This window comes from Phaeobacter sp. NW0010-22, from assembly GCF_040365955.1.
In the GTDB taxonomy this organism is placed as follows: domain Bacteria; phylum Pseudomonadota; class Alphaproteobacteria; order Rhodobacterales; family Rhodobacteraceae; genus OMPR01.
Genome location: NZ_BAABWT010000001.1, coordinates 340,975 through 354,566, shown reverse-complemented (window position 1 = coordinate 354,566; position 13,592 = coordinate 340,975). Strand labels below are relative to the sequence as shown.

Annotated in this window: 6 protein-coding genes and 1 tRNA gene; 3 read left to right on the top strand and 4 right to left on the bottom strand. The window is 53.5% G+C overall.

What is annotated here, in order from left to right:
- Positions 1 to 8: 8 nt before the first annotated feature.
- Both ABWV33_RS01525 and ABWV33_RS01520 read left to right on the top strand, forming a co-directional pair.
- Entirely contained in the window at positions 9 to 329 is a 321-nt protein-coding gene (locus tag ABWV33_RS01525; protein WP_113825024.1) for a DUF6280 family protein, read from the top strand.
- Positions 330 to 510: 181 nt separating this feature from the next.
- A complete protein-coding gene (locus ABWV33_RS01520) occupies positions 511 to 1,968 on the top strand; it encodes a cobyric acid synthase (RefSeq protein ID WP_353328811.1) in 1,458 nt (485 codons plus the stop codon).
- A gap of 3 nt (positions 1,969 to 1,971) precedes the next feature.
- Here the strand turns inward: ABWV33_RS01520 and ABWV33_RS01515 are convergent, their stop codons facing one another.
- The 3 genes from ABWV33_RS01515 to ABWV33_RS01505 all read right to left on the bottom strand — a co-directional run bounded on the left by ABWV33_RS01515 (position 1,972) and on the right by ABWV33_RS01505 (position 5,295).
- Positions 1,972 to 3,039 (bottom strand): hypothetical protein, encoded by a 1,068-nt coding sequence (locus tag ABWV33_RS01515; RefSeq protein WP_353328809.1) that lies wholly within the window; start codon positions 3,037 to 3,039, stop codon positions 1,972 to 1,974.
- Positions 3,040 to 3,115: 76 nt separating this feature from the next.
- Complete coding sequence (locus tag ABWV33_RS01510) at positions 3,116 to 4,534, bottom strand: TolC family outer membrane protein (RefSeq protein WP_502930888.1); 1,419 nt, start codon at positions 4,532 to 4,534, stop codon at positions 3,116 to 3,118.
- Positions 4,535 to 4,641: 107 nt separating this feature from the next.
- Positions 4,642 to 5,295: a protein-L-isoaspartate O-methyltransferase family protein gene (locus tag ABWV33_RS01505; protein ID WP_353328807.1), complete on the bottom strand. Its 654-nt coding sequence runs from the start codon at positions 5,293 to 5,295 to the stop codon at positions 4,642 to 4,644.
- A 236-nt stretch (positions 5,296 to 5,531) separates the two neighbouring features.
- Here ABWV33_RS01505 and ABWV33_RS01500 point away from each other — a divergent pair.
- Positions 5,532 to 5,605 (top strand) — tRNA-Cys (locus ABWV33_RS01500).
- Between the two features lie 1,769 nt (positions 5,606 to 7,374).
- Here ABWV33_RS01500 and ABWV33_RS01495 read toward each other — a convergent pair.
- The gene (locus ABWV33_RS01495; RefSeq protein ID WP_353328805.1) at positions 7,375 to 12,399 is read right to left on the bottom strand and encodes a beta strand repeat-containing protein; all 5,025 of its coding nucleotides are present in this window, start codon (positions 12,397 to 12,399) and stop codon (positions 7,375 to 7,377) included.
- Positions 12,400 to 13,592: the final 1,193 nt, after the last annotated feature.

The window sequence follows — 13,592 nt, the reverse complement described above, 5'->3', positions numbered from 1 at the left end:
AAGACGAGATGAAAGATTTCGTTGACGGCACTGCCTTTAATAACGAGCAAGGCAATCGTGCACGTAAACTGTTTGCAGCCGTTGTGTTGGCTGCTCTGGACGACGCCATCGCAGACGACAAGAAATATGGCAATGGTCCTGAACAAATCGCACGCTGGGCACGTTCGCGGGATGGCCGCGAAGTGTTGTCCTGCGCGGGCATCGACCCCAACGAACGCGTTGTGTCGGGCCTGATGGATTTTGTTGGCCGTGGGGTCCGCACCTCTGTCGCTCTGTCGCGTGAAGAAAGCGAACGCCGCAATGCAGCCCAACAGGCCGAAGCAGCTTAAACAGCTGTTTGAATTATGAATTGAAAAACGCGTTCCTGGGGGGGCGCGTTTTTCTGTTTCAGAGGGTCGGATCTGGGCAGGCTTGCCCACCTTGCTATGAGTATTCTTAACCCACCTCGCGCAGGGTCTTTCCCTTTGGCCTCATTTCAGGTCATTTGCACGAAAACACAGGAGGCGATGCATGGTTCGAGCCATCATGATTCAGGGCACTGGCAGCAACGTCGGGAAGTCCATGCTGGTTGCTGGCATCGCCCGCGCATTTACTCGTCGCGGCCTTAAAGTTGCCCCCTTCAAACCCCAAAACATGTCCAACAATGCCGCCGTAACCGAAGATGGTGGAGAAATTGGGCGCGCACAGGCATTGCAGGCTCGCGCCGCCAAGCGCGCAGCCCACACAGATATGAACCCCATCCTGTTAAAGCCCGAAACAGACACTGGAGCGCAGGTTATCGTGCAGGGGAAGCGCGCTGGCACGATGAAAGCAGGAGACTATCGTCGCGACAAATCCAAGCTGCTTGGAGCCGCTCTTGAGAGCTTTGATCGCCTCTGCGCTGATGCCGATCTGATATTGATAGAAGGAGCCGGTAGCCCGGCTGAGACCAACCTGCGCAAAGGCGACATCGCCAATATGGGCTTTGCCTGTGCCGCAGGTGTCCCGGTCATTCTAGTGGGCGACATACATCGTGGCGGTGTTATCGCCCAGATCGTCGGCACACAGGCCGTATTGGATGAAACGGATTTGAATCAAATCAAGGGATTTGCCGTCAACCGGTTCAAGGGAGACATTACCCTGTTTGATGAGGGTCGTGACGACATTTCGCGCCGCACCGGTTGGCCCAGTTTGGGCGTTGTGCCTTGGTTCAAAGATGCGTGGAAGTTACCCGCCGAAGACATGATGGACATAGCTTCAACCAAGGGAGGCGCTTGCAAAGTCGTTGTGCCTCAACTTGAGCGCATGGCCAATTTTGACGACCTGGATCCGCTAGCAGCAGAACCCAATGTAACGGTTGAGATCATCCCCGGCGGACGCCCCCTGCCCGGCGACGCCGATTTAGTCCTGCTGCCCGGCAGCAAGTCAACCATTGGCGATCTGGCGTACTTCCGGGCGCAAGGATGGGATATCGACTTACATGCTCATGTACGACGCGGTGGACATGTGATTGGCCTATGCGGCGGATTTCAAATGCTCGGCAACAGCATCGATGACCCTCTGGGTGTTGACGGCACCCCGGGAAAAGTTCCCGGTCTTGGCTTGCTGAACATCGACACTGTTATGGCAGGTGAAAAACAAGTCACCCTGCGCAATGCAACAGCCCTGCCTGGTGGTGAACCGGTGACCGGTTATGAAATCCATATGGGTCGCAGCGAAGGACCGGACTGTGATCGCCCGTGGCTTTCGGTTGAGGGGCGCCGTGAGGGCGCCGCTGCGGCAAATGGCCAAATTCGCGGCACTTATCTGCATGGGGTTTTCTCTTCGGATGCATTCCGCGCAACCTATTTGGCTGAGCTGGGGCATAAATCAGATCTGTCCTATGAAGATGAAGTCGAAGAGGTTTTAGAAGCCCTCGCCGACCATCTAGAAGCGCACATGGATCTCGACCACCTATTGGCGCTCGCGGCTGTACCACACAGAAAGTAACGGTTACTCTAGCTCTTGAGCGGTCAAAGCGCGATGAATCTCGCGGCGCACGAGCTTGCGCACATTGCGTGTGATCCGTTCGCCCAAAGCGCCTTGCAATTCCTGGCGCACGATATCAGCAACCAATTCTCGCAGGCTTTCTTCATCCAAAATGGTATCGTCCGACATTAAAATATCGCGTTCGCCACCCGCCTGAACTTCGTCCTCAACCTGGTCCTGCGGTTCAACTGGCACGTCATCAGTCTGAAAAGATAAGTCTTCATGAATCGGGTCCACCTCTGACAGAGGCGCTACGTCAGGCATTTCGATACCCGCCATTTCACGATCCGACGGGGCGGCTTCGACATCTGACCTTTCGTCTTCTTCAAACACAACGGAGTTTGGCTCGTGATCTTGCCAAGCAATTGTCTCGATCCGCGTTCCCGAATATGCCTCGTCGCTTTCGCCATCAGGTTCCCACTGATCGGGTGTACGTCCGATTGCCGCCTCTAACGCTTGTATCTTTGCGCTCAGGCTATCGATTGGATCAAGAGCCGCTGGCTCTAACTCTGCTTCGAAATTGACTTCCTCTGAGATTTCATCCTCAAGGAAAGGTCCTTCATTTTCAGTTTCTGAAAGCAACTGATCCTTCGACGTCACATCGACATCATCCAGCTCTTGGTCCGGCTTAACCTGCGCCCATTCAACATCAGCTGTGGGTGTTTCGCCATTCTCCCAATCGGTCTCTTCGAAGTGATCTTTGACCGTGTAGTCAACATCATAAGGGTCTGTACTGGCCGCTTGCGCTGCTTCATACAGGGTTGCGTCTGGAACAGTCCAAGGTTCATCCCCCAAATCAACGGGGTCAGAGGATTGGGATGACGCAGCATCTTCAACCGGCACAACCGATTCAGCTTCATCCTCATCTAAAGTCTCTGCGACACGCAACGCTGGGGTCAAAACCAATCGATCTGTAGTTCGCGCCGGTTTAACCACCTCTGCGCGCGCTTCTGATCGACCCTCTTCGCTGACCAGACGACGGATCGAGGACAAGACATCCTCGATCTCAAGATTGGTTACAGGATCAGACATTCGAATTCACCACACTTAGCCTCAGGTAGTAAGTGTAACCAACGTCAGGGATTCTCACAACAGATAGCGAGAATTCTCATTTCTTACCTAGGGCTTCTAAGACACGGTCCAGATCTTTGCTCTGCTTGGACACCTTAGCCGGAGCCCCCTTTACCAGGTTGTAGTAAAGTGTCGGATCGTAAATCTGAACAGCGAGCCCCAAACGTTCAGCTGTCAAAAGCCCCTGCGAAGACAACAGCTGATACGCCGCCAAAGAGCGTTCCGCACGGGCACTGATCTGTGCCGTTTGCGCATCCAGCAATTCTTGCTCTGCGGTCAAGACGTCCAACGTGGTCCGTGCACCCAATGTAGCCTCTTCACGAATCCCGTCGAATGCAACCTGAGCGGCCCGTACACGTTCGTTCGATGCTGTCAGGCTTGCACCGGCTGTTTCAAAGCGAACATAGGCTTCGTTTATCGCTTGAATCACGTCTTTGTTGACATTCAACAAATTGGCTTTGATCGAATCCCGAGTAGCCATACTGCGCCGTACCGTCGCCGCAAGGCGCCCCCCCGCATAAACCGGCTGCGTAAACAGTACGCCGGCGCTGGCGGTATCGTTGTAGTTTGAGTTCCCGTAAGTATTGGTAAGTCCGATGTCAGCGCGCAAGGTAACGTTGGGCCCTAGCGATTTTCGTGTCCGCTCAACGGTAAGATCAGCAGCTTTGACCTGATGTTGCGCAGCAAGGATACTCGGGTGATTGCGCACCCCAAAGGCGACAGCTGCGTCGATCGAAGCGGGTCGTTGTGGCAACCTAGGTTGTCCAGCGATTTTACCAGGCTCGTTCCCTACAGCATTCACATACACAGCGCGCGCTGTGATCAAAGCGCCTTGTGCATCCGCTAGATTTGCACGCGCTCCGGCCAGCCGAGATTCGGACAAGGCAACATCAGTTCGCGTCACTTCACCAACTTCAAAGCGATCTTGCGACGCACGGAGTTCTTCTCCCAGCACCCGCACGTTGTTCTGACGCAGCACCACATTCTCTTCCTGAAGCAGCACATTCATGTAAGCAGAAACCGCTGTGAACAGGACCGACTGTTCGACCTGCAAAAGGCTTTGCCGTGTCGCCAAAACTGTTTCTTGGGCTGCACTCTTAGCAAGCTGGCTGGCGCCACCATCATATAGCAACTGTTGAAGCGAAATGCCTGTGAAAAAAGTCGACGTCTGGCTATCGGATACCAACCCGCCGGTTCGGTTTTCGACTAAGTTCCGCTGAACCCGTGCAGTCCAGTCGATAATCGGTCGGAGCGCGGCAACTGAAATGGCTACATCTTCATCTGCGGCACGCAACAGCGCCCTATTTTGCTCTAACAACCCGCTGGTATTATAGGCGCCGATCAAAGCATCAGCCAGATTATCAGCGGCTGCCACTCGAGGCATCATACCAAAAACCGCAATTCCCATCGCGGCTAGAATTGTCCTGGAAAATCTACTCTTAACTGCTCTGCGCATCACGTGTCTCACAATCTTAATGTGTGTTCCCGCTCAAAATGCGCGTTTGCAACACATAAGGCAAGGACGCCTCGCCTTTTTACAAGCCCAATATGGTATTGTTACCGCTACAGCGAGAATACAGGCTGCTTTGCAAATCCAGGCAACACCGGTGCACCAGCATTGAACTCAAACCGCCAAGAAACCCGATCAGCCGACTTGTAGCCAATCCGGACAGTTCCGAGATCTTCGTCCATAAATATACAAGCGATGCGCCCCCCCTCTTTGAGTTGCTCAAGAAGGGCCGCCGGAACGTCTTCTACGCCACCCTGAATCAAGATCACATCATAAGGACCGTGTTCTTCAGCTCCGCCAACCAAAGGTCCCTTGTGGACAACGGCATTGTCGACACCATTCTCCATCAATAGAGCCTGCGCCTCATCGGCCATTGCATCATCTTCTTCGACTGCCACGACCAGTTCGGCCATCCGCGCCGCGACCGCGGTCGAATACCCGTAGGTAGCGCCGATATCGAGTACCAACTCAGTATTGGTGACATTAAGCGCATCAAACATCTTTGCCAGAGTCCGAGGCTCCAAAAGGCATCGCCCTTGCCCCAAATCCACCAGATCACCAACATAAGCGGCTTCGCGCATTGCATCCGGAACAAACTTCTCTCGCTCAATCGAAAGCATTGCTTCTATGATCGGGAATTTCGTCACATCTGAAGGCCTGATTTGTGTATCCACCATCAATCGACGCCGGGCCGCGAAATCTGTCATAGCTAAACTCATCTATCAGTTGGTTATAGCACTTTTGCCACATCTGTTCGCAACCAGCAACGCCCCAATACGTGACTTTACGCCCTGCGTCGCGCCTTGCTCTCTAGGCCCAAAAATCGCCAATTACGCCTACACCCAGCTTCGAGCGAATAAATTGAAAACTACATCTAGACGCCCTAAGCGATTACTGATAAAACCCGCGCACACCACAGCAAGTTATTGAAATTGCTAGAGAAGGCGAGTTGGCGGAGTGGTGACGCAGCGGATTGCAAATCCGTGTACACGAGTTCGATTCTCGTACTCGCCTCCAAGTCACAAGCCATTGATTGGGCTAACTTAAATCGTCGTGACATTCTAACGCACGATACGTCCACGAATTTCCAAAGAAGCTCCATGCGTATCGACGCGGCCACGCGGCCAATAATGACCAGCACCTAGACCCAATCAGGACGTGTGCAGAGCGAAACGCCCAGCTTTGCAGGGTACTTGGAACTCACTCATATTCTGAAATGCGAGACCTGTCCAATGTTGACCTGACGAATGCCCTGAGGCGCTGGACAACTGGCACAAGGTCACACCGATCTGCATCCGACTCTTATGCCCGGCAAAGAAAACCCGCGTGACACCGTCTTATCACTGGAACAATTGCGGGTGTCGTATCGTGTGACCGCATACAAAGAAGATGTTCACTAGACCTCCTATTGGTAGCTCTTGATCTTGAGTGGACAACAGCACAGGGACGCGATGAGTTTCCACGTTTAACGGATGCAAGGTGTCGATATGCATTTGCCCACCAACAAGATAGAAACGGCCCATATCGTCGCCTTGGACCAAGTGGGCAATCTCCGTCAACCTTTGCCCGTCACGGCTTCAAAATGCGAACAGGGCCCATTGCAAACAGTGCTGGTTTCGTCGGGCTGGCGTTTCTCTGTCATTCCGGTTGCACGATAACCGGCGCAGCTTTGCCACTCATTTGGCAGGGGCCAAGAATAGCGAAGAAGACATTGATCGGATGCTGAAACACTGTTCAACCCAATCGGCCTAAGGTGTGTATCGGGTCTACAACCGAGCCAGACGACTTACGCAGCGCCGCGAAATTGCCTGTCAGTGGGAACGGATGCTCTTTGCATTGAAGACCAGTTACGGATACCAGAAACCGGCTGATACTTCAGGCACAGGGTTAAATCAGACATGTGCTTTATCACCCATGTCCCTACGAACGCATGCTTCAATGTGGCCAATCCGGGTACAAACAGGGACATCCTGCTACTGGCAAATCGACGGCTGAGTCTTTCATGTCATCCACCCGAGAAACGCCGATTAATATGTAACGCAGTTGGTCAAATAGCCCACCGTCGTGCAATTTGTATTTGTTGTTGGAGAAGGTGCAACCACCGGAAAGTATGCGGGTCTCAAAGATTGTGCCGCCAATACCACACTGTCGTCGGCTTTATTCACTTCACATGCGAACTGATGAATCCTTTCAGCACTTACAAGTGCGGTAACCGAATTTCCACCTTTGTAGTTAGCGTACTTTGCGCAGTGTTCGACGGCCAAATCAAGCGCTTGTGCTGTTAACGTGGGCACAGTATCCCACGCACTATACCTCAAACTGATGCCATCCTTCGAAGCGTATTATTAAGTGGATACTGTAGTCCCACATGCGGTCATGAGGGCTTCTAACCCAAGCGTAAATGCTGCAAGCAATTTCATAAGAACCTTTATCTTTAGCTACACCAACCAATTATGTATTCTATTGATTTTTGGTTGCTCAAAGTTGCCAAATTTGTTCGAATTTTCGCCAATCCATGCTGATCAAGTTTGAGCCAACACGCACCATGTGAATCGTGACCAGAATCGAATTCTGGCTGCACATCCCGAACATAAACCAACAAGTATTTGATTTGATAAAAGCGCGTTTATGGCATCGCGCAGTCGTAGCGGTGAACCGAACACGTGCAAGCATTCCCGCATTTACATACGTCGCATTAGCCGGGAGCGACTGCTAGCAAAAGCTTTCTGTATCTATCAAATTTGAAAGAGGTGGCGAAACAGCAATTTTTTGTATTTGATCCACCCTCACACAATATCGAACTCTGATACAGTCAGGGCTATGCCCACAGTCAGAGTAGCGAACTGAACCTGCGCAGCAGCACCGGCCCCGTCTTCGTCATAATAAAGAGCCCCGGTTGTGGAATTGTAGATGACATAGTCGTTACCGTCCTGGGCCGATGATCCAATGCGGAATTCGCTGGATGACAGGCTGGAACCGATGGCAGCAAACACGCGATCATCGAGGCTGATCCGGTCATGAGAGAGGGAATAGTTCTCGATCGTGTCTAGGTTTGTGCCGACATTCAGCGCTGTATCAAACCGGAACTCATCCGCACCAGAGCCGCCGTTCAGCGTGTCATTTCCCAAGCCGCCCCGCATCACGTCATTACCCGCTGAACCGCGCAGCAGATCGTCTCCACGCCCGCCTACTAAAATATTGCGTGCCGAAGAGCCGGTGATGATATCGTCGTGGTTCGAACCGATGACGTTCTCAATCGAAATGTAGGTGTCACCGTTGGCATTTCCACGTGTGCCCACACCGGCCGTGAGGTTCACCGTCACTCCAGCCCCTGCAGTTGCAAAGGCGGCTGAATCCGTGCCTGACCCACCGTTGACCTCATCACCCGCGATGCCGCCCTCTAGTCGGTCATTGCCTGCCGACCCACGCAGCGTATCGTTGCCACGCCCGCCTTCGATCACGTTGTTGCCCGAAGACCCTGTCAATAAGTCCGCGTGCTCTGACCCCAGCAGGTTTTCAATCGCAATATAGGTGTCCCCGTTCGCATTGCCGCGCGAGCCGTGGCCACTGGTCAGGTTCGCGGTCACCCCGGACCCAGCGGTCACAAAGGAGGCCAGATCCACACCGGACCCACCGTGGAGTTCATCGCCGCCGATGCCCCCCTCAAGCGTATCGTTGCCCGCCGAGCCGCGCAGTGTGTCGTTGCCGCGGCCGCCTTCGATCAAGTTGTTGTCAGCCGATCCAGTCAACACGTCGCCGTAAGTCGAACCCAGAAAATTCTCAATAAAGTGATAGGTATCGCCGTTCGCATTGCCCCGCGTCCCTACCCCACTGGTAAGGTTCGCGGTCACCCCAGATCCAGCGGTCACAAAGGAGGCCAGATCCACACCGGAACCACCGTGGAGTTCATCGCCGCCGATGCCCCCCTCAAGCGTATCGTTGCCCGCCGAGCCGCGCAGTGTGTCGTTGCCGCGGCCGCCTTCGCTCAGGTTGTTGTCAGCCGATCCAGTCAACACGTCGCCGTAAGTCGAACCTAGAAAATTCTCGATAAAGTGATAGGTATCGCCGTTCGCATTGCCCCGCGTCCCTACCCCACTCGTAAGGTTCGCGGTCACCCCAGATCCAGCTGTGGTAAAGCTCGCCGTATCAGTGCCAGATCCGCCGTGGATCACATCAGCGCCAATCCCACCCTCAAGCGTGTCATCGCCGGCTGAGCCCCGCAGCGTGTCGTTGCCGCGCCCGCCCTCGATCAGATTGTTGCCTGAAGACCCTGTTAGAAGATCCTCATGCTCTGACCCCAACAGGTTCTCGACCGACGTGTAGGTGTCGCCATTGGCGTTGCCCCGCGTCCCGACGCCACTGGTCAAATTCGCTGTCACGCCGGATCCGGCCGTGGCGAAAGAAGCCGTATCGCCACCAGAACCTCCGTGAATATCGTCGCGCCCGGAGCCGCCTTCGAGAGTGTCGTCACCGCCATCTCCGCGCAACCGATCATGACCCTGATCACCAAAGATGAAGTTGTCTGCGCTATTGCCGTAAACATAGTCGTCGTGATCAGACGCTATGACGCCTTCGATCGAAATGAATGTATCACCAGCAGCATCGCCTGCTGTACCTCGCGTCCGCAGATCGAGGTTTACACGCTCACCAGCGCCTTCATAGCTTGCGAGGTCAAAGCCGGAACCACCATCAAGCTCGTCAGCACCTCCGCCGCCTAGCAGCGTGTCATTGCCGGCGAGACCCATTAAGATCTCTCTTAAACCTGTACCAGTAAGTTGTTCGTGGCCAGAGCTGCCTTCGATCGTAGGAAAGACATTTCTTAAATCTATTGAAACCGTTACATCAGCTTCCGAAAACCAACCAGTTTGGTCAGAAATTGAATAGGAGAAGCTGAACGCTCGTATTTCGCCAAAGCTGATGGCATTTTGGAGATCAATAACGATACTTTCACCGACAGTGTAAACCGACGTATCCATGGGGATTTCAGAAACCTCAATAATTGAAAGCGGATTTCCGTCGGGGTCGGCATCATTGGCCAAGACATCCAGCACTTTGGGTCCAATTGAGGAAAACTCAAACCTGTCTGACACAGCCAGAGGCGCCGACGACAAAACGTCATCATCGCGGATCGTGATGTCGGCGAATTGAAAGAAACTGAATGAATTGACCTGGTCAGTTCCGTCCGGGGATCCTCCCCGCAGATCAACGACCTGAAAGTCGTAGCCGGCGATTGTCGACACAGTAATCGCATAGTCACGCCGGTTTCCTGAATAAAACACGGTGTCGGAGCTGGATCCCCCGTCTAGGGAGTCGTCTCCGCCGCCGCCCGAAATGGTGTCGCGGTCGTGTATTCCATCAATGTAGTTGTCTTGGCCGTCCCCCAGGATCAGATCCCGCCCGCGCGTCCCAATTACATCGTCAATGCTGTCAAACGTATCCAAACCGACTTCCGGCCCGCGGGCTGTTTCTGTGTTCATATCAATCACAGACCCACCATCAGTCTGCTCGTAGCTTAAAGTGTCGTGTCCGCCGTCACCATCTACATCATCGTCGCCCTGACCTGGCCGAATAAGATCGTCATCCCTTCCGCCTTTCAACCGATCATTACCCGCTCCACCCAGAAGTATGTCGTCGCCATCGCCACCATCCAGGAGATCATTGCCTTCGCCGCCATTCAAGTCATCGCGCCCGTTCCCACCATAAAGGCGATCATCGCCATCTTCTCCGTCGATATCGTCTTCATCGTCTTGTCCATAGAGAACGTCATCGCCATCACCGCCATCGATGTTATCGTCTCCATCCCCTCCCAGGACCCCATCGTCGCCATCTTCGCCATCCAACCGATCATCGCCTTCACCGCCTGAGATGACATCATCACCGGTATCGCCCTTCAGGGTGTCTTTGCCCCTCTCACCGACCAGGATGTCATGACCTGAACCACCTTCGATACTGTCGTCGCCATCGCCACCGACAAGGCCATCGTCGCCGGAACCGCCGTCGATAGTGTCATCATCATCGCCGCCGCTAACCGTGTCGTTGCCTCCATTTGTTTCGATGTCATCTTCTCCGTCGCCGCCAAAAACGATGTCGTCGCGGCGGCCCGTGACCACGCGATCATCCCCTCCACGCGCATCTATGAACACTTCGGTCGAGGAAGAACTGCTAAAGAGCCAGGTATCTTCTCCGTTATCCCCTTCGTGGGTAACGCTGCGCCCGGTATCCACATCCAGATCCGCGTCAGGTTCTGGCGCATCTCCTGGCGCATCGTCCCCCGATCCATCTGTGAGTAACGCGACGCCGAGCCCGTAGTCGCCCGTTGATCCATCCTCGCCAGCGACTTTGACGTAGTATGTTCCTCCCGAGCTTGTGAATGAGGTGGCAGCGCTGCTTACACCGTTGAAATCGTCGTTCGAGGCTACGAGCTGACCCGAAGAATTGTAGACCCTTATTTCCGGGTCGACCGCGCTTCCATCGGGAGTGACAACGACGCCATAGGTCCGACCGGCCTGCGTACTGAACGTGAAATAATCCTCGTCACCCGACACTTCGATTTCGCCGTGAACCACTGTGCCATCGAGGTCGGAGATAGGGGTTGCTGTGCCACGCGTGTCGCTGTGGTCGTCTTCTGGTGCAGGAATTGGCGACAAAATTTTGTCGAACCGGACAACCTGCATTCCCGCCAGCTGAACGTACTCGGTATCAATAAGTTCAAAGGTTTCGCCTGCGCCTACCCCGGTTAGCCGTTGAACGTTTACGCCATCGGTAGTCTCCGAAAACAAGTAGTCACCTCGGCTACCTGACAACACGGCGAGATTGGTAACGATAATGCCTCGGTCTAGGTTTCCAAGCGATAGCCTGCCATTCGCTTCAATAAATGTATCCCCTTTATAAAGGTACCCCGCCGCTGTGACCTGTTCGATTGTGAACTCTTCGCCGTTTGCACCGAAGCGCACTCTTTCCACTTCGTACAATACATCAGACCCATCTGAACCGGCTCCCACGGTCGTTCCATTCAGTACCTGGTGGGTGAGACGGACACCACCGTCGCCGGTCAGTTGTACGAGGAACGCGTTGTTTCCTTCGGCGTCAATTTCCGCAACGACGGCGGTATCGTTGCCGCTTCCGCCAATAAGAGTGTCGTCGCCCTGTTCTCCGAACAGGATGTCATTATCCCCACCGCCGAAGATTATGTCGTTACCCGTGCCGCCATAAATGGTGTCATTCCCGGCCCCGCCAAAAATTGTATCGTTGCCCGAGTCACCCCGAAGATCGTCACCTAAATCAGCGACCGCGGTTAGTGGACTTTCGTATCGGAAGTCGACCGGTCCACCAATTACGACACCGTCGTCGAAGGTAGACAGATGTAACAAGCCGTAGCTGCGATCAGAGGAACTGGCCTGCATGAGCCAAAGCCGATACTCTCCGCTGTCGCCGTGAATCCAGTCGCCCTGCGAACCTCCATAGATCGTATCAATACCGCCGCCGCCGAAAATCGTGTCGCCGGGCGAGACCGTATCGTTGTCAGTGTCGGTATTGCCACCCTCGCCGTAGATCTCATCGTTGCCCTGGCCGCCCCAGATTGCATCGGCGCCACCAAGACCAGCAATGACGTTATTGCCTGAGTTTCCAGAAAGGATATTCTCATCATCATTCCCTGTTGCGTCGATGGCATCATCGGAAATGAGGAATATGTTCGCATCGACTATTTTTCCACCAGGGGTTCTCAGGGCTGACGTATCCGTCGATAAGTCAATGTTCTGAATTGACACAACGCCATCAAGGACAACGCCAAGCGCCGTATCAAACTTCACGGGTGACGCTACGCTCGCACCAAAGGAACCGCCAATGACCAGTGGATTGTTAGCTCTCAATTCTTCTCGATTATCGAATAGCGGTGTTATCTGGAGATGAAGATGCGGACCGCTACCAAAACCTGTATCACCAGAAACGCCTAAAGCTTCACCTTCGACAGTTTGATAGTTGTTATCGAAGGGATTACTGTCAGAAACAGTGACACTACCTGCCTGAAAATGCGCATACGTACTATAGAAGAACCCACCATCGACAGTATGACCGAGCGTGATACCATCCCCAAGAGCGCTCCCTTCCGCTTCTGACCAAAAATACTCTGCTGTGGAAACCTGATTTGGTAAGATGGATGTGATGGTTATACCATCAAATGCGAAGTCCCAATTATACTTTCCGCTATGCGTTGCATCTGGGCTTATGGGACTACTAATAACCTGAACTCTATTATTATTGCTTCCGTCTGCGTTTGAAGTACTTGATATGTCAAATGGCAAGCTAATACTCTGAGAGTTTTCATCGGGAAGAATCCGCCGATCAATCTTTTCCACCAAAAATACCCCGCCACAATAAGACATATTGAAAGAGAGCACATTGCGCGCTTATTGTCACCGTGCTCCGCACCTGCGAAACCTGACCACATTGCGAATTTTCTTCGAAAACAGGCGAGAAAAACTCTGGTGAACTTCAGGTTTGGCGGGCTGGGATAGCTTTCGGCTGACTGGGAAGACCACGCCGCATCGCATCCAGAGTTTCCAAGGCAACGCAGGCGCACGGCGCTCTATGGCTGGCTGTCTAACGGCGTACCGATACACGGCGATCAGGTGATGACGTTCTGCGCCATGTTCGACGTCAATCCGCTGGCCATCTTTGATTAAGGAAATGGACTTTAAACAATTCCGCCCAAATCAAGCGGACGCGTCAAATCAGGCTCGAAACAACCGGATTCCTTAGGCTCTAGACGCTTTGATTTCTGCTGTTCTACGTGCTTCACCACGCCCAAAGTCGGCATTCATTGACGGCTAGAAAGCGCGATTTCTGCAAATCCCAGACTGTCATTAACCTCAGTATTCATCGGTGCTTTTTGCCAATGATTTCCCGGCCACATATCGGAGTTGTTCGGTTCCGCAAATCAAATTGTCGTCACGATTTTTACGGCCTGCGGGCTGCGCATATTGGAAATTCGATGCACAGCCCC